The following is an 18,285-nucleotide window of genomic DNA, read 5'->3' on the forward strand; positions in this document are numbered from 1 at the left end:
TTTTTTAGTCTTGTGCAAGAGCAAGTGATATTGTCATTGCCTCATCTATTTTGTTCATTATATCTACAGAAAAAGTTCCAATTTTTTCCCTAAGTCTTTTTTTATCAATAGTCCTTAATTGCTCCATCAATGCCACAGAATTTTTAGGAAGACCATATTTGTTTCCTTTTAGTTTAACGTGGGTTGGAAGTTTAGCCTTATTCATTTGACTTGTGACTGGAGCAACAATTATTGTAGGTGAATATTTATTGCCTACATCATTTTGTACAACTATAACAGGTCTTACCCCTCCCTGTTCGCTACCGACTACAGGAGAAAGATCTGCATAATATAAGTCTCCTCTTTTAACTTTCATATATTTCTCCTAAATAATCGCGTCTTGCTATAACCATTCCTTCTTTTATATAAATCCTTTTAACTCTCATAGATATATTTGTCATAAGCTCATAGGATATAGTTCCGATAAGATTAGCATCCTTATCTATTTCTTTGTAAATTTCTACCCTATCGCCTATTTTAACGTCAAGGCCTGTTACATCGACCATCATCTGATCCATACATACTCTACCCAAAACCTTGCAACCATAACCGTTTATGTAAACTTTACCCATGTTTGAAAAAGCCCTACAATAACCATCTGCATAACCTATTGCGACGGTTGCTACTTTCATAGGTTTACTACTTACAAAGGTTCTTCCATATGAAATCGGCGTCCCTTTATCAATATTTTTTATAAAATGAACAAAAGAGTAAAGCTTAAATGCTTTTTCAAGTTTTATTTCAGTATTATCCCTGACAACTTCTGATGGATATAGGCCATATAGGCATATGCCTATCCTATACATATCTTTAAAAATCTTCTGCCTAATTGTCCCAGCAGAGTTGGCAAGATGAACAAATTCTAAATCAAAATCATTTTTTATCTGTTCAATTATATAGTCGAAAATCTCTTCTTGCTTCTCGGTAAAGCTATTATCCTCTTCGTCAGCAGTTGAGAAATGACTAAAGGCTGAAATTATTTTTATATTACTTAAGGTCTTTAATTGCCTAATATTTTCAATTTGGTCAGCTCTAAATCCTATTCTGCCGTGCCCTGTATCCAAGACAAGATGGGCCTTAAGCTTGTAACCGAGTTTATCAATTTCTTTGGCAAGGCCTAAATCATAAACTGAAATATCAATATCATTTTCAAAACATTTACTAATATCATCCAAGCCGACATAGCCTAAAATGAGGATTGGTTTTTTTATACCAGCCCTTCTTAACAAAATCCCTTCACTTAATCTAGCCACAGCAAAATAATCTACCAAATCTTCTATTTCTCTGCCAACTATATCAGAACCTAGTCCATAGGCATTAGCTTTTACCACAGCACAAAATTTCGAACGATGATTTAAATTTTTTATTTTAATAATATTATTTCTAATTTTATCGATGTTTACTTCTAAATATGTTTCTTGCATAACTACCTCAAAAGTCGAATTGCTTTTGGTAAATAAGTGATTATATCACTCGCTATAAGAGATTCTTCACATAAGTAACTACTAGCTAGATCTCCAGCAAGAGAGTGAAGATAAACTCCTAGTTTTGCTGCATCAAATTCATTTAAAATTGGAAGCAGGCCTGATATCACGCCCGTCAAAACGTCCCCACTTCCAGCAGTTGCCATTCCAGGATTACCTAATTTATTTATATATAATTTGTCCCCATCAGTTACTAGGGTGTTTTCAGATTTTAAAACAAGTATAATCTCATATTTTTTTGCAAATTCCTTTGCAATTTTAATTCTTTCTTTATTTATTTCACTTATAGAAAGTCCTGTTAATCTCGAAAATTCCTTTAAATGAGGAGTTAAGATAATATTTTTCTTACTTAATACCGATTTATCTTTAGCTACCGCATTTAATCCATCTGCATCAATAATAATTTTACCATTAAACTCATTAATTATATTACCTATTAACTTATTTAAGCTTGGATCCGTACCCATACCTGGGCCTATAGCTAGGACATCCTTATCATTTAAGTATCCAAAAATCTGATCAAGTATATAATTATTATACTTTAAATTATAAGAATCAATAGTGTTTATAATAGGCTCGCAAGACTTAATCTGTAAAATTTTACTAATAGATGATGGAACCAGTAGATAAACGAGCCCTGCCCCTGCTCTAAGACATGCTGTTGCAGATAGAAAACAAGAACCGGACATACCTTCTGATCCACCAAGTATAGCGACTTTTCCATAAGTGCCCTTATGGCTTTCTTTTTTTCTTTTGGGCAAAATATTTCTCATTTCATTTTCTATTGTGAGATTTGGTATTTCATTATTCATACAAATAGCTATGGCCTTACCATCATCATGAGAAATCGAAACTTCGCATTCGCATATTTTACTGTTTATAGAAATATACGGACGATTTTTTTCGTGTAAAACTTCAATCTTTGCTTCCTTAAGATATGTTATATCAAGATTATAGGCTTTTATAACCGCTTCTTTTAAGGCAAAAATTCCAGCTAAGGTCTGATAGGAATTTTCTTTCTTAAAAGCATATGAGAGCTCTTTTGAAGTGAAAATTTTCCTTAAAATTTTATCTGATTTTTCTTTTATTTTGCTTACTGAAATTATATCAATGCCTATCACTGAATACCTCACCTTGTTTCAACTTCTTTTATGACTATTTTACTTTTTATCTGTTTTAGATTTAGACTATTGGTCTAAATACATTTTACATTTTAAATTTTATTCTTAATTCGAAAAAGGGAAGTGTCCTCACACTTCCTATTCTCCTATCTTTTCTTTTAAAAGTTTATTGATTTCTTGAGGATTACCCTTACCCTTGGTTTTTTTCATAGCTTGACCAACCAAGAAACCAAAGGCTCTATCTTTTCCATTTTTGATATCTTCAATAGATTGAGGATTTTCTTTAAGAACTTCGACTACAATATCCTCTAAGAATGAAGAATCTGAGATTTGAAGAAGATTTCTCTCTTCTGCAAGTTTTTCTGGATCTTCGTTAGTAGTATAGATATCTCTTAGAAGTTTTTTAGCCACATTATTGTTAACCTTATTTTCCTTAGCAAGATTAATCAATTTAGCAAAATTATCAACTGTTAATTTCATATTCTCAGCAGTTTCATCAGCTTCATTTAATCTTCTAGATAATTCTGTTAGAATCCAATTAGCAGTTGTATTTGGATCTTTTACAAATCTATCTGTCTCTTCAAATAAATTAGCCAGATTTCTATCATGGCTTAAAAGATTTGCATCATACTCAGACAACTTGTAGTCTTTGATGTATCTTGTTTGTTTTTCACTTGGTAATTCTGGTAGATGTCCCCTGATATGGTTAATAAACTCATCAGAAAGATAAATATCAGGAATATCACCATCAGCTGAGAATCTGTAGTCATTTCCGACTTCCTTATTTCTCATATGAATAGTCTTAAGCTCAATATCATCCCACCTTCTGGTTTCCTTAACACCAGTCTTACCTTCTTCCAAAAGTTTTGTTTGTCTTTCGACCTCATAACTTAAGGCATTTTCTATAGCTCTTATTGAGTTGATATTTTTAATTTCAGCTATTTCAGTTCTAAGATTTGATTCTTCGTCTTTAATGTTGACATTTACATCCACACGCATAGAACCTTCAGCCATTATACAATCAGAAACTCCAAGGAATTTTAGAGTTGCTGCTAGATTTTCTACAAATTCTCTTGCCTCCTCTGGTGAAGATATGTCAGGATCTGTAACTATCTCTATTAAAGGTACCCCAGCTCTGTTATAATCCATAAGTACTGTATCATCATCGTTATGATTTGATTTTCCAGTATCTTCTTCCATATGGATTTCCCTTATATTAATGTGTTTACCACTAGCAAGCTCCAAGTATCCTTCATAAGCATATGGCTTATCAAACTGGGTAAGCTGATAACCTTTAACTAAGTCTGGATAAAAATATTTTTTTCTATCGACCTTTTGTTCATTTCGAATTTTGCAATTAAAGGCAAGTCCAGCCATAACTGCGTATTCTACAGCTCTTTTATTCATTTGTGGTAGTGTGCCTGGATGACCTAGACAAATAGGACATACGTTGGTATTAGGTACTGCTCCGAATTCATTTTTACAGGAGCAAAACATTTTTGTATCTGTAGATAACTCAACGTGGATCTCAAGACCTATTATTGTTTTAGTTTTCATTTAATCTCCTTAAAAATTCTTCTCCAGCATTTAACAATTTGCTATCTTCGTTTGCATTTGCAATAAATTGAACAGAACCTGAAATTCCTTTTCTAACAGGAACAGATAAGCCACACATTCCAGATAGATTTACAATAACGTTAAAACCATCAGATTTAAAATCACTTAATGGATCTTGGTAATCGTCATCTAAACTTGGTGGTAGGTTTGTAACTGTTGGGGTTATTATAAGATCATAAGTTTTAAATACTTCTTCTAGTTCTTGTTTGATTAACGTTCTTAATTTAAGACCTTGTCTGTAGACTCTTTGATTATCATCAGCAGATAAGTACATGGTTCCAAGAGCTATCCTTCTTTGAACTTCCTCACCAAGACCTTCTGATCTTGAATTTATAAATAATTCGTCAACTGATGTGTACTTATCACTTTGGTAACCAAACCTGATTCCATCAAATCTTGACATGTTAGATGATACTTCGCTTGACATAACAACATTATATACTGGATTAGCATATTTAGAATACTTAAGATTTATTGGAGAAAGGTCGGCTCCCAGCTTTTTAAGCTCATCTAGAGCGCTATTATAATCTTTTTCTACAGTAGAATCAATATCCATATGCATCTCATCATCTGATGGAATATAAGCAATTTTCTTTCCCTTAAAATCATAGGTATCCATCTCATACTTGTAATCATCAAGTCTTACGGTCATATCATGTTCATCTGGACCTTCTATAACTTGAGCGATAGTCCTAATATCTGCAACATTTTTTCCAAAAACTGAAACTTGATCTAAGGTGTTTGCCATTGAAACTACACCATTTCTACTTACCATAGAATAAGTTGGCTTATATCCAAGGATATTACAATAACTTGCAGGGCACCTTACAGATCCACCTGTATCAGTACCAAGGGCAATTAGCACATCTTCTTTTGCAACAGCTGCAGCTGATCCTGATGAAGAACCTCCAGTTAGTCTTGTTTTATCAACTGGGTTTTTAACAGGACCAAAATAAGAAGTTTTTCCTCTGCCACCCATAGCAAATTCATCCATGTTAGTTTTAGCGATAATAATTGCATCTTCTGCTAAAAGATTTTCCACAACTTTTGCGTCAAACATAGGTCTAAAATTCTCCAGCATTTTTGATGCACAGGTCATATTCATATTTTTATATGAAATATTGTCCTTAACTGCAACAGCTATACCAAAAAGCGAACCAAGTTCTGCGCCACTCGCTAACTTTTCATCAAGCAACTTAGCTCTTTTTAATGAATCTTCTTCATCAAAAGTAATATAGGCATTTGTGTCATCGTTTTTGATTTTTTCAAGAATGTTTTTTGTATTCTCTTCTACACTAATTTCTCTATTTTTATATTTATCTATAATATCCTTTATATCCATCATTGCTCCTATAGTTTCCAATCTAATCTAAAGTAACCAAACTCAGTATCTTTTGCATTTTCTAGTGCTTTTGACCTTGCAAGTGATTCTTTAGGTGTGTCTTCTCTAAATACAGCCTTATGATTTTTTATATATTCTGTCATCTCAACATCTTTTGTATCAACTTCAAAAATCTCTTCAATAAAACCTAAAACCCTGTTGAATTTATTTGCAATCACTTCTTTATCTTGATTTTCTAAACTTAAATGGCTAAGGTTGTAGATTCTCTCTACTTCTTTTACATCCATCCTATTCTCCTTTTAATTCAGATAAGAAACTATATAGCTTCTCATCTTCATATATTTCTACATTTAATTCTATAGCCTTATCTTTTTTTGATCCAGCTTTTTCTCCAGCAAGTACAATATCTGTATTTTTTGATACCGAACCTCTTACATTTGCTCCGTTATCCTCGAGCATCTTCTTAATATCATCTCTGCTATATCCATCAATAGTTCCAGTAATTACAAAATTAATTCCATCTAATTTTTTTGAATCACTTGTGTTTTCTCTTGGATTATTGAGATTAATACCCTTAGATAAAAGAATATCTATAGATTCTACTATATTTTTATCGTGGAAAAATTCTACTATATTTTCACCAGTAATTTCACCAATATCATCAATTTCAATTAATTCATCTACTGTAGCATTTCTTAATTTATCAAATGATTTAAATTTGTTAGCCAAATCTCTAGCTGTTCTTTCGCCAACATTTGGGATACCTATGGCATAAATGAAAGCATCTAAATCCCTATTTTTGCTATCTTCTATTGAAGCTAATAGATTTTGTGTTTTTTTAGGACCGAACCTTTCAAGTTTTATTAACTCGTCATAGGTTAAGTCATAAATATCATAAATTTCTTTTATGCTTAATTCTTCTATTAATTGACCAATTGTTTTTTCTGATAAGCCCTCAATATCCATAGCATTTCTTGATGCATAGTGTTCCATCCTAGCTAGAAGCTGAGGTGTGCAAGATATTGAATTAGGACAAACTATGTGGACCTTTTCTTGAATTAATTCACTATGACAATATGGACAATGAGTAGGTTTTTCTATTTTTATTGTTCCTGGTTGATTTTCATCTACTACTCCTAAGATTTCAGGTATTACATCATTTGACCTTCTTATAAAAACGTCTGATCCAATTTTTACTTTTTTTCTTTCGATATCATCATAGTTATTTAGGGTCGCTCTAGATACTGTAACTCCCGAAAAATCAACCGGTTCAAGAATAGCAGAAGGAGTTACTTTACCAGTCCTACCAACATTCCAAATAACATCAAGAAGTTTAGTTGTGAATTCTTCTGGTTCAAATTTAAAAGCTATTGACCACCTAGGGAATTTCTCAGTAACTCCCAGTACTTCTTGTGTTTTTTTATCGTTTATTTTTATAACAACTCCATCAGTTAAAACATCTAGAGTTTTTCTTTCTTCTTTTATACGTTCAAGTTCATTAATTATTTCATCAAGACTTGTAACTTTCTTGTGATAGGGATGAACATTTAATTTCATCTCTTTTAAAAACGATAACATTTCTTCTTCATTTTTAAAATTAATACTATTTGTTGGAACAGCATAGAAATATGCAGTTAAATGTCTTTTTGCTGTCTCCTTAGTATCTAGATTTCTAATAGCACCAGCCGCTGCATTTCTAGCATTCTTAAGCTGAGTTTCATTTTCTTTATTATACCTGTCTAACTCCGAAAGAGGCATAAGTGCTTCACCTTGAATTTCAAGTAAAGATTTTTCCTTAATGGTAAAAGGTATGGACCTTATAGTTTCTGCCTGAGCCTTAACTTGTTCACCAACTATTCCATTTCCACGTGTCGCAGCTGTTTTTAATATGCCATCTTCATAGGTCAAATTAATGGTAAGACCGTCAAATTTATATTCCATGACAAATTCTAAATTAGGTAAGCGCTCACCACTTGTACTTTCGTATGCTTCCTTAAGTCTTTTGCATCTTTCAATCCACTCTTTTATTTCATCGTAAGATTGAGCTTTATCTTGACTTAATAGTCTTGTTAGATGGTAATGTTTTTCAAATTTATCTAGAATTTGTCCCCCAACCCTATTAGTAGGTGAGTTTTCTGGAACATAAGCTAAATTTTTTTGTAATTTTATCAATTGATTATATAGCTTATCATACTCACCATCAGAAACTAGAGGCTTATCTAAAGTGTAGTAATGATAGTCTAGTTCATTTATTCTTTCAATTATTTTTTTAAGTTCATCTAATTTATTCATATCTATACCTTTTTAATTGGTGCATAGGCTTGGTTAAGTTTCTTAAGTCCTTTTTTATCAAAGGCAATTACAAGTTCATTTCCTTCTGGACTTTCCTTAACTTGGACGACCATTCCTCTTCCCCACTTGCTATGTTCAATAGTATCTCCTACCTGGTAGGTAGAGTCATCTTTCTTAAAGGCTTTTATCTTAAGGTCAAGAACAGATTGTCTGGTCTTTTCCCTCATATAATCTTCGTTCATTGCTTGCTCATAAGATTTGGATTTATAGTCAATATATTCCCTACTTGTTTCTTTTTTTATTAAATCTTTTATTTCATCGATAAAACGAGAAGGCTTGTAATATGTGACCTTGCCATAATTTCTTCGCATCTGAGCACTTGTCAAAAATAACTTTTCTTCAGCACGAGTGATTCCGACATAAAAAAGTCTTCTTTCTTCCTCAAGATTTCCCTCATCCAAACTCCTCTTGCTTGGAAATAATCCCTCATCAAGACCAACTATAAAGACAACTGGAAATTCGAGCCCCTTTGCCTGGTGCATAGTCATAAGTGAAATAGATTCATTATTTTCTTCAGTCTTATCAATATCAGATAAAAGGGAGAGGTTTTCCAAGTAATCTCTTAAATTATCCTCAGGATTTGCCTCCTGGTAGTCAGCAGCTGAAGAAATAAATTCATTAATATTATCAACCCTTGCCCTATCTTCAACAAGAAGAGATTTTTCTAGCGACCTAAGATAGCCAGTCTTTTCTAACACTTCATTAATTAGATCAACTATCTTATATTTATCAACATTTATAAATATTTCTTCAAGAGGTTTATAGAATTTATCGGTGAGATTTTTTAACCTATCAGTCATTAAGATTGAAAAATTATCATCAGTTATTAAGTCAAGCATTGATATACCGTGACTAATGGCAATTTTTTCTATCTGATCTATTGATTTATCACCTATACCACGTTTTGGTTCGTTGATTATCCTCTTTAAACTAACATCGTCCTTGCTATTAACCAAAATATTTAGATAGGCAATTAAATCTTTAATTTCTTTCCTATCATAGAACTTTAGGCCGCCAACAACCTTATAGGCAATTAGATTTTTAAGGAGAGCTTCTTCGAAGGGCCTTGACTGGGCGTTGGTCCTATAAAGAATTACCATATCACTTTCCTTGTAACCATCAGCTAATAAATTTTTAATAGTATCAATAACAAATTTACTTTCATCGCTTTCTATTGAGGTTTCCTTATATAAAACATCAGCTCCATCGCCATTTTCGGTCCAAAGATTTTTTTCTTTTCTTTCAAGGTTATTTGCAATTAAAACATTAGCGGTATCTAAAATCTTAGATGTAGACCTATAATTCTGCTCAAGTTTAATAATCTTTGTATTCTTAAAGTCTTTTTCAAAACTGAGGATATTTCTAATATCAGCTCCCCTAAAAGAATAAATAGATTGATCAGCATCGCCTACTGCGGCCACATTTTGTTTTTTACCAGCAATAAATCTTATTAGTTCATACTGTGAATTGTTTGTATCTTGAAACTCATCGACAAAAATATAATCAAACTTATTTTGATAATACCTAAGAGTTTCTGAATCTTTAACAAATAACTCCAAAACTTTCTCTATTAAGTCATCAAAATCAAGTGCATTATATTCGTATTTCTTTTTTTCATATTTCTTAAAAATTTCAGCGATTTCATCTGCATTTTGCATATAAAAATTCATTTTTAAAAAATCTTCCGGACTTATCGACTTATTTTTTGCATTCGAAATTATGCTTTGAGCAAGCCTTGGATTTATATCATCTTTGTAGCCTAGATCTTTTATGATGTCTCTTATAAGGGTTCTCTGGTCTTGGGTATCATAGATGGTAAAATTATTAGAATATCCAATCTTTTCAATATTCATCCTTAAAATTCTAGCACATATAGAGTGAAATGTACCAATCCATAAATAGGCAACATCCATGTCAAGTAAAGAGCTTACTCTTTCTTTCATCTCATTGGCTGCCTTATTGGTAAAGGTTATGGCTAAAATATTTCTGGGATCTACAGATTCTTCTTTTATCTTATAGGCAATACTAGAAGTGAGCACTGAAGTTTTACCACTTCCAGCTCCAGCTAGCACCAAAAGAGGTCCATCCTTATGTAATACAGCTTCTTTCTGCCTGTCGTTTAACCTGTCTAAATTCATCTACACATCCTTCCTTAACCCTAACATTATACCGCAAAAAAAAGAGTAAGTAGGCTTACTCTTTTGATTCTTTTAAATCCTTTTCAATTAATTTATCTAGGACTAACTCATAACCACCTGAACCATAGTTAAGTGATCTATTTACCCTAGAGATGGTAGCAGTTGAAGCTCCCGTTTCTTCTTCAATTACTGAATATGTTTTTCTAATCTTAAGTAGTTTTGCTACATGAAGCCTTTGTGAAATAGATTGAATTTCTCTAGCTGTACATATATCAGTAAAGAATTGGTAGCACTCTTCAATATCCTTAAGCATTAAAATAGCTTCAAATAACTCATCAGCTTCTTTTGTTCTTAGTTTTGATTCTGTCATCATATCATTCTCCTTAAATAATTATTTTTATGATTTTTCTGCACAAATTCTCATTTCTCGCTAAAATTGGACCGTGCAAGTATGTCCCGATAGTATTTTTATAGATAAAACCTTCAGTATTATCTTCTCCATTGTTGCCATTTCCTTCTATAACCTGACCAAATGGAGTTTGATTGTCGGACAAAAATGTCCTACCACCATGATTTTCAAAGCCAACGCATGTTTCATCAAATCTTTTTACATAAATTTTTATTTGGCCCGTAAATCGATTCTTTGACTCCTGATTTAAAGTATAGTGGTCAAAAATATTAAGACCTTCTATCTTTTCTCCATTAGCACCATAGTAGTACTTGCCTAATAGTTGATAGCCACCACATATAGCAAGGAATAACCCGTCATTTTCGATATAATTAACGAGTTCATCTCTTTTTTTAATAAGATCATCTTTAACTATATTTTGTTCGTAGTCTTGACCACCCCCAAAAAATACAAAGTCATAATCAGAAGCTCTAAAATCATCACCTAGAGACACTATCTTTCTTTCTGAATTTATACCCATTCTTTTTAGTTCATACTCAAAGGCCATTAAATTTCCAACATCACCGTAGGTATTCAGAAGGTTCCCATATAGGTGACATATTCTTATCTTTCTTATAAGGCAAGCACCTCCCTTAACTTAAGCATAGCTGTATAGGTTGATAAAATATAAATATTATCTGTTTTTGCGTTTTTAATAACATCTTTTATCTGGTTTACATAATCAAACTCTATGATCTCTCCATCAAAAAGATTAGCTATTTCAAGCCTTCTTTTCATATCAATTTTTCTTTTACCAGATACATATATATCTTTTATATCAAGCCCTGCTAGTTTTTCATAATATGAATCATATATCCAACTAACATCCAATCCATCAGCATAATTATCATTAAGTAAACAAATAAGACTAATTGGTTCTTTTTCTAGAGTTACCAAGTCGATGACTTGGTTAAGGCCAGTTGGATTTTTGACAAGATTTATAACAACATTTTTATCAAAAACATTTATATTTTCTTGTCTCCCAAAAACATTTTTCTGTTTTTTAAGCCCCTTATATATCTCATCATAAGATAATCGCAACTCATAAGCAACTGCCAACGCAGTCAAGGCATTATAAATGTTATAAACTCCACCAACATTTACCTCGTAGGCTCGCCCATCAATAAAAAATTTAGAATGATTAGGGTCAAGACTTGCAATTTTATCAATCGTATACCTTATTTCAGGCGACTTAAAATCACAATTAGGACAAGCAAAATCACCTAAAGAAGAATAATTTACTGTCCTATACTTTAGGATACTGTGGCATGATGGACATATAATACCATCTGAGTTAAACTCAGCATCCCTATCGTAACCTATATGATCATCATCTCTAATTGCAAAATATATTGGGTTAAATTTCTTAAGTTTATCATAAGAAAAAATAGGCAGGTCACCATTAGCAATAATTCTTGCTTCTGGCATTAGATTTAGGCCTTCAATAATTTTATCTAAAATATTATAAATCTCCCCAAACCTATCCATTTGATCTCTAAATATATTTGTCAGAGCAACATAATCAGCCTTCAGATATTTGCCAATTCTAACTATATTGGCCTCATCTACTTCCAAAACAGCAACTGTTTGTTCATTAGGCGGATTATCTAAGAGCGATGTAATAATACCCTGTACCATGTTTGAGCCAGATTCATTGGTTAAAACTATTGGATAGTGCTCCTTAAGGATAGTTGCCAAGAAATGCGTAGTCATGGTTTTTCCATTAGTGCCGGTTACGAAAATAAACTTGGTATTTTTTGATAACTCTTTTAGAATATCCTTATCTAGTTTGTATGCAACATAACCCGGCAGGGATGTTGCTTTTCTATTCAATAGCTTTAATGTACTTCTAATTGATTTGGCTAATACTTTAACCAATTTGCTTTTTAAACTCATGCAATTATTATATCCTTTTTTTACCAATACTTCAATATTAATAAACTATTTCAAAACTTGTTTCTGCTTCATCAAGTGGGACTTCGAAAATATTTTTACTTTCTATAATAGCAAAGTTAATATTTTCAAGTCCCTTAAAAAATCTCAATAACTGATTATCGTTTCCTTGGATATATACTTCAACACTTTGATCATATAGGTTCCTAACACTACCTGTTAATCCTATTCTATCTGCCAATATTTTCACTTGAAACCTAAAGCCCACTCCTTGGACCCTGCCTTTAAAAATTATATGATACCTTTTCATAATAACTCCTTAAGTTTATTATACTTGACAAAAATAATAGTAAAAATATAATTATTCTGGATACCCCCTAGGGGTGTGAAAGGAGGTTAGATGAAACAAAGATTTGATGTTTATGGAATGACATGCGCTTCATGCCAAGCAGCTGTTGACAGGGCTGTCAAGAAACTTGGCGTAGACGATGTCAATGTCAATCTAATAAATGAAACAATGAGCGTTAACTATGATCCAAATAAAATATCAGATGAAGACATAATTAACGCTGTTTCAAAGGCAGGATATGAAGCTCGTGTAAAAAACATGAAAAAAAACAAAGCAAAGGCAAGTGATAATCTTAAAGAAATTGAGGAAGAAAACACTAAATTCAGGCTTAAAATCTCATTTTTCTTTATGGCTGTTCTTATGTATGTTGCTATGGGCCCTATGGTAGGGCTACCTATTCCGATGTTTTTAGCAGGTACGGAGGGAGCAATTAATTATGCATTTGTGCAATTTTTGCTAACAATTCCCGTCATTTTTGTTAATAGGAAATTTTTCATTTCTGGTTTTAAGTCGCTTATAAATAAGAATCCTAATATGGACGCCCTTGTAGGTCTGGGATCTTCATCAGCCTTGATTTATGGCATTTTTGTTATTATGCGTATGGCTCATGCTGCAGGTCGAGGAGATTTTGCAACAATAGATTCATATAGACATAATCTCTATTTTGAATCATCTGCTATGATATTAACTTTAATTACTCTTGGTAAATTTTTTGAAGCTAGGAGTAAGGGCGAAACAAAGGCTTCATTAAAAAACCTAATGAGTCTTACCCCTGATATAGCAAGGGTGATTAGAAATAATAAAGAAGTTGAAATATCAACAGAAGACATAGTAAAAGATGATATTATAATTATTAGACCTGGTGAAAGAATTCCTGTAGACGGAGTAATTATTGAAGGTTCTTCTATAGTTGATGAGTCTGCAATTACTGGAGAGTCCATACCCATTAGTAAAAATATTGGTGATGATGTAATATCAGCTACAATAAATATCCAAGGGTCTTTTAAGTTTAAAGCTACAAGGGTCGGAGAAGATACAACACTTGCACAAATTATAAGTCTTGTGAACGAAGCTAACGAGACAAAGGCACCTATAGCAAAACTTGCAGATAAGATTTCTGCCATTTTTGTACCAGCTGTAATATTAATTTCTATAGTTACATTTATTGGTTGGTATTCTTACACAAAGAATTTTGAATTTGCCCTAAACCTTATGATTTCTGTCTTAGTTATATCTTGTCCATGCGCACTAGGTTTAGCAACTCCAATGGCAATCATGGTTGCCACTGGCAAATCTGCTGAACTTGGACTTTTATTTAAAAATGCTGAAAGTCTAGAAAATCTACACAAGGTTGATGCCATCCTATTAGATAAAACTGGAACTATCACAGAAGGCCGACCTGTTGTGACAGATTTATTTACACAGATGAATGAAGTTTCTTTCTTAGAAATAGCTGCATCTTTGGAACACTTGTCAGAGCATCCACTTTCAAATGCAATTAACGCTTATGCTGAAGAAAAAAATATAAGCCTCTTATCTGTAGAAGGTTTTGAGTCATTAGTAGGTAGAGGTATTAAGGGAATTATAAATAATACCATCTATTATGCAGGAAACCTCAGACTAATGGAAGAAAATAATATCAGTATAAATGAATATGAAAATATCAATGATAGATTAGCAAAAGATGGTAAAACATCAATGTATTTTGCAAACGCAAATGAAATAATTGGTCTTATAGCCGCTAAGGATATACCTAAAGATACATCAAAAATCGCCATTGATATCCTCAAAAATGAGAACTTTGAAGTCACAATGGTCACTGGTGATAATGATTTGACAGCGGAGGCAATCAGAAAAAGCTTAAATATTGACAAAAAGTTTGCTGAAATCCTCCCTCAAGATAAGGATAAGGTTGTAAGGACCCTACAAGCAGAAAATAAAAAAGTTGCTATGGTAGGTGACGGAATAAACGACGCTCCTGCTCTTGCAAGGGCAGATATAGGAATCGCCATTGGAAAGGGTTCTGATATCGCTATAGACTCGGCTGATGTCGTATTAGTTAAGAATAACCTTCTTGATCTAGTAAGATCAATTGACCTATCTAGAGCAACAATAAAAACAATAAAAGAAAATTTGTTTTGGGCTTTCTTTTATAATATTATCCTAATCCCCCTTGCTGCAGGCTTATTATATCCAAAATTTGGTTTGACACTAAATCCAATGTTTGCCTCAGTCGCTATGAGTTTTTCTTCAGTCTTTGTTTGCTTAAATTCACTTAGACTTAGGAAGTTTGAATCAAGCGCTAATAAATACCAAAATACAAAAGAAAATATAAAGGAGAATGAAATGAACGAAGTTAAAAAAATGATTGTTAATGTTGATGGAATGAGCTGTAATAACTGTGCAAAACATGTTAAGAACGCACTTGAAGAGATTAATAATGTAAATTCTGTTATTGTAAATCTTGATAAGAAAAATGCAGAGCTTACTTATGAAGGTAACATTGATAAAAAAACAATAGAAAATGCTATTACAGAGGCAGGATACGAGTTTAAGGGCATACAATAAATAAATGAAAGCTGACAAAAAAAAGACTATTAGAAAGCTTAAAACTGTCGGTGGACAGATAGATGGTTTGATAAAAATGATAGAAGATGATAGATATTGTATCGATATTTCAAACCAGGTAATGGCATCTATTTCAATCCTAAAAAATATAAATAAAGATGTCTTAAGAGGTCATCTCGAACATTGTGTTTATGACAGTATGAAGCAAAAAAATGAAGATGATTTAAAAGAAAAAATCGATGAGATAGAAAAAATTATCGATAAACTTAATAAAATCTAAAAGTAAAAGAAACTCCCCTAGCCAACATGGCCAGAGGAGTTTTAAAGTTAAAAATTATAAATATATGACATGAATCCTTCATTTTTTTCAAGCATCTTAAATAGCATTACGCCGATAATTGAAACCATAACAAATTCACTTAACATAAATTGCATTAAAAGTACAAAAAATACTTCATCGCTAGCTAGATATATCCAGGTACCAATAGCAGGTATAGAAACTAATAAAACCGGAAAAATTGATGCGATGTATAAGTTTTTAGCCTTTATCATTAGCATAAAAGCAATATATGATGAAAGTGTACCAAATACAACGTCAAATAGCATCATTGGACTAAATAAATTTGCTATAGCGCATCCCAAAACAAGACCAGGGATAAATCTCTTGTTGTAAAAAACAAGCAAAACTAAGATTTCGCTAAACCTAAATTGGATTGGACCATAAGATGCTACTGGTAACATAACTGTTAAAACAGCATACAAAGCTGCTATAACTGCAGATTTCACTAAGAAATTAGTGTCATCTAAACTAAAATACTTCTCTTTCATTTTTTTCTCCTTGATATTTTTTTAGTAATGGGTGCCAAGAAACATTACTCGATTATTATATGCTTAATAAAAAAATTTTAAAGTTTTATTTAATTGAAGCAATACTAATTTCTAGTAAAATGATATTATGAAAAAAATATTTATAGTACTTATATCTCTACTTAGCCTAACTTCTTGTTCAAAAAAACCAAATTTTGACATCAAAGGCTTTATAGATGAAGAAAGCGTAAAAATAATTGAAGATATAAAATCACTTGCTAGCGATACCTTTAAAAGGAAAAATTTTCTTGACTTTACATATGAAGTAAAACCAAAAAAGAAATCAGATGTTAGAGAAGATTTAATAAAAAATGTTGAAGAGGCAGCAAAAAAAGATAAAAAAGCCCAATGGGTCTATGATAATTTCTACAATTTAGATAATGTAGATGCATTTTTAACTGGAAATGATCCAGACACTATAGAGTTTGTATATAACAAAAACCACAATTTTACCGATTTTAATTTTTATAAGGGTGAATCTGTAAAATTAAAAAGGAAAACTCCTTATTTCATCCAATGGGACAACAGGTGGGCATATGATGCTCTCTACCCTACTAACATAGGTGTATCTGGCTGTGGCCCGACATCTCTTGCCATGATAGTATCAAGAATGACAAACAAACTAATCTATCCAAATGAAATGGCAAAAAAAGCTTCTAAGTTTATGAACGACGGAGGTATGGACTGGGTTTTTATAGATCACATAGCCAAGGAATATAAACTTAAAGTTAGTGACATCATCCTTGATAAGGAAAAAATGATTAAGGCCCTAGAAGAAGGTCCCCTATTGATTTCTGTAGGTCGTGGTTACTTTACTCTTTATGGCCATATTCTCGTTATTGATTCATACAAAGATGGAAAATTTTTAATAAATGACCCTAATAGTGTCAGAAACTCTATAATAGAATGGGATTATGACGATATCTCTAACCAAATTTTAAAAATTTGGAAATTTACCAAATAAAAACTTGACATAAGATGGCGATGGTGTTATAGTATTAAGGTAGTCGAAAGACATTATGCACCATTAGCTCAGCTGGTAGAGCACCTGACTCTTAATCAGGGCGTCCAGGGTTCGAATCCCTGATGGTGCACCAAGAATTTTTAAACAGAAGGCTTATGCCTTCTTTTTTTGTATTCAAATATATTTTTCCTAAATTTTGTTAAATATTAGTCAGAAGTAATTTTGATTTTATAAATTAAAATAAATTATTAAATTTTTATCAATTTGCCCTTTACTTTTCATTTTTCGCCGTATAATATTATAAAGTTTGAGATTTAGGAGGAATTAATGAAATTAGAAACAAAAAATCTCACCACTGTTGGTATACTGGGAGCCATTGTAATTATGCTTGGCTTGACCCCTCTGGGTTTCATCCCCCTAGGTATGCTTTCTATTACTAGCTTACATATACCAGTAATAATAGCAGGCATTCTGGAAGGTCCTATTGTTGGAGGTCTAGTTGGACTAATATTTGGATTTTTCTCCCTATTTAATGCAATGACAAGACCAGGACCAATATCTTTTGTCTTTTATAACCCACTTATTTCTATACTACCAAGAATATTAATCGGTGTGGTAACAGGTCTTTTCTACAAGGCTCTTAAAGATAAGGATAATAACAGACTTCGTTTATTTATGAATATATTCTGGTCAGCTATTGTAATAGTCTTAGCCTATGTAACTGTTAAGTCTTTTATGACTGATGTAGCATTAATAAATAAAATATTTTCAATTATATTTTTAATTATTGCTTGTGTAATGCTCTACTTATCAGTCAAAAATAAAAAGGCAAATTTTGCTATAGCAGTTAGTTCATTTATGGGCACCCTAACAAACTCAGGTCTAGTGCTTGGTCTAATCTATATTCTCTATGCACAAAAATATGCAGAGGCCATAGGTATTAGCGCTGACCTTGCTGCAAAAGCTATTTTTTCTGCTTTTGTCACAAATGCTATACCAGAAGCAATTGTTGCTATACTCGTAGCAAGCGCCGTTGTTACATCATTTAGTAAAAGAAGAAGGTAAGAAAAATGCACTCTCGCTATTAAGCTAGAGTGCATTTT

General features: G+C 32.2%; 17 protein-coding genes and 1 tRNA gene. 5 read left to right on the top strand and 13 right to left on the bottom strand.

Annotation, left to right across the window (positions count from 1 at the left end):
• Positions 1 to 4: 4 nt before the first annotated feature.
• From HMPREF1630_RS04675 to HMPREF1630_RS04730, 12 genes are all read right to left on the bottom strand, one after another.
• The gene (locus tag HMPREF1630_RS04675; RefSeq protein ID WP_004827522.1) at positions 5 to 355 is read right to left on the bottom strand and encodes a type II toxin-antitoxin system PemK/MazF family toxin; all 351 of its coding nucleotides are present in this window, start codon (positions 353 to 355) and stop codon (positions 5 to 7) included.
• On the bottom strand, positions 345 to 1,463 hold the full coding sequence (alr, locus tag HMPREF1630_RS04680) for an alanine racemase (protein WP_037327532.1): 1,119 nt from the start codon (positions 1,461 to 1,463) through the stop codon (positions 345 to 347). The genes HMPREF1630_RS04675 and alr overlap by 11 nt, the downstream gene beginning before the upstream one ends.
• 2 nt (positions 1,464 to 1,465) lie before the next feature.
• The gene (locus HMPREF1630_RS04685; RefSeq protein ID WP_037327533.1) at positions 1,466 to 2,644 is read right to left on the bottom strand and encodes an NAD(P)H-hydrate dehydratase; all 1,179 of its coding nucleotides are present in this window, start codon (positions 2,642 to 2,644) and stop codon (positions 1,466 to 1,468) included.
• A 138-nt stretch (positions 2,645 to 2,782) separates the two neighbouring features.
• Positions 2,783 to 4,201: an Asp-tRNA(Asn)/Glu-tRNA(Gln) amidotransferase subunit GatB gene (gene gatB / locus HMPREF1630_RS04690; protein WP_037327534.1), complete on the bottom strand. Its 1,419-nt coding sequence runs from the start codon at positions 4,199 to 4,201 to the stop codon at positions 2,783 to 2,785.
• Complete coding sequence (gene gatA / locus HMPREF1630_RS04695) at positions 4,191 to 5,603, bottom strand: Asp-tRNA(Asn)/Glu-tRNA(Gln) amidotransferase subunit GatA (RefSeq protein WP_037327536.1); 1,413 nt, start codon at positions 5,601 to 5,603, stop codon at positions 4,191 to 4,193. Before gatA ends, gatB begins: the two co-directional genes overlap by 11 nt.
• Positions 5,604 to 5,611: 8 nt before the next feature.
• The gene (gene gatC / locus HMPREF1630_RS04700) at positions 5,612 to 5,890 is read right to left on the bottom strand and encodes an Asp-tRNA(Asn)/Glu-tRNA(Gln) amidotransferase subunit GatC (protein ID WP_004827527.1); all 279 of its coding nucleotides are present in this window, start codon (positions 5,888 to 5,890) and stop codon (positions 5,612 to 5,614) included.
• 1 nt (position 5,891) lies between these two features.
• Positions 5,892 to 7,895 (bottom strand): NAD-dependent DNA ligase LigA, encoded by a 2,004-nt coding sequence (gene ligA, locus HMPREF1630_RS04705; RefSeq protein WP_037327539.1) that lies wholly within the window; start codon positions 7,893 to 7,895, stop codon positions 5,892 to 5,894.
• A gap of 2 nt (positions 7,896 to 7,897) precedes the next feature.
• Positions 7,898 to 10,093: an ATP-dependent helicase gene (locus tag HMPREF1630_RS04710; RefSeq protein WP_037327541.1), complete on the bottom strand. Its 2,196-nt coding sequence runs from the start codon at positions 10,091 to 10,093 to the stop codon at positions 7,898 to 7,900.
• Between the two features lie 55 nt (positions 10,094 to 10,148).
• Entirely contained in the window at positions 10,149 to 10,463 is a 315-nt protein-coding gene (locus HMPREF1630_RS04715) for a YerC/YecD family TrpR-related protein (protein ID WP_037327686.1), read from the bottom strand.
• Between the two features lie 13 nt (positions 10,464 to 10,476).
• On the bottom strand, positions 10,477 to 11,109 hold the full coding sequence (locus tag HMPREF1630_RS04720; RefSeq protein ID WP_211204220.1) for a type 1 glutamine amidotransferase: 633 nt from the start codon (positions 11,107 to 11,109) through the stop codon (positions 10,477 to 10,479).
• A gap of 5 nt (positions 11,110 to 11,114) precedes the next feature.
• A complete protein-coding gene (locus tag HMPREF1630_RS04725; protein ID WP_037327546.1) occupies positions 11,115 to 12,437 on the bottom strand; it encodes a Mur ligase family protein in 1,323 nt (440 codons plus the stop codon).
• 37 nt (positions 12,438 to 12,474) lie between these two features.
• Positions 12,475 to 12,744: an acylphosphatase gene (locus tag HMPREF1630_RS04730; RefSeq protein ID WP_037327548.1), complete on the bottom strand. Its 270-nt coding sequence runs from the start codon at positions 12,742 to 12,744 to the stop codon at positions 12,475 to 12,477.
• Positions 12,745 to 12,834: 90 nt separating this feature from the next.
• On the opposite strand from HMPREF1630_RS04730, the gene HMPREF1630_RS04735 reads away from it, so the two are divergent.
• Both HMPREF1630_RS04735 and HMPREF1630_RS04740 read left to right on the top strand, forming a co-directional pair.
• Complete coding sequence (locus HMPREF1630_RS04735) at positions 12,835 to 15,351, top strand: heavy metal translocating P-type ATPase (protein WP_037327550.1); 2,517 nt, start codon at positions 12,835 to 12,837, stop codon at positions 15,349 to 15,351.
• Positions 15,352 to 15,355: 4 nt separating this feature from the next.
• A complete protein-coding gene (locus tag HMPREF1630_RS04740; RefSeq protein ID WP_004827535.1) occupies positions 15,356 to 15,631 on the top strand; it encodes a metal-sensing transcriptional repressor in 276 nt (91 codons plus the stop codon).
• Positions 15,632 to 15,678: 47 nt separating this feature from the next.
• Here the strand turns inward: HMPREF1630_RS04740 and HMPREF1630_RS04745 are convergent, their stop codons facing one another.
• Entirely contained in the window at positions 15,679 to 16,179 is a 501-nt protein-coding gene (locus HMPREF1630_RS04745; RefSeq protein WP_004827536.1) for a QueT transporter family protein, read from the bottom strand.
• Positions 16,180 to 16,306: 127 nt separating this feature from the next.
• Here HMPREF1630_RS04745 and HMPREF1630_RS04750 point away from each other — a divergent pair, with 127 nt between their 5' ends.
• From HMPREF1630_RS04750 to HMPREF1630_RS04760, 3 genes are all read left to right on the top strand, one after another.
• The gene (locus HMPREF1630_RS04750; RefSeq protein WP_004827537.1) at positions 16,307 to 17,182 is read left to right on the top strand and encodes a C39 family peptidase; all 876 of its coding nucleotides are present in this window, start codon (positions 16,307 to 16,309) and stop codon (positions 17,180 to 17,182) included.
• Between the two features lie 57 nt (positions 17,183 to 17,239).
• Positions 17,240 to 17,315: transfer RNA gene (locus HMPREF1630_RS04755), tRNA-Lys, on the top strand.
• 194 nt (positions 17,316 to 17,509) lie between these two features.
• A complete protein-coding gene (locus HMPREF1630_RS04760) occupies positions 17,510 to 18,247 on the top strand; it encodes an ECF transporter S component (RefSeq protein WP_004827538.1) in 738 nt (245 codons plus the stop codon).
• Positions 18,248 to 18,285: the final 38 nt, after the last annotated feature.

Source organism: Anaerococcus lactolyticus S7-1-13 (genome assembly GCF_000758765.1).
Classification (GTDB): domain Bacteria; phylum Bacillota; class Clostridia; order Tissierellales; family Peptoniphilaceae; genus Anaerococcus; species Anaerococcus lactolyticus.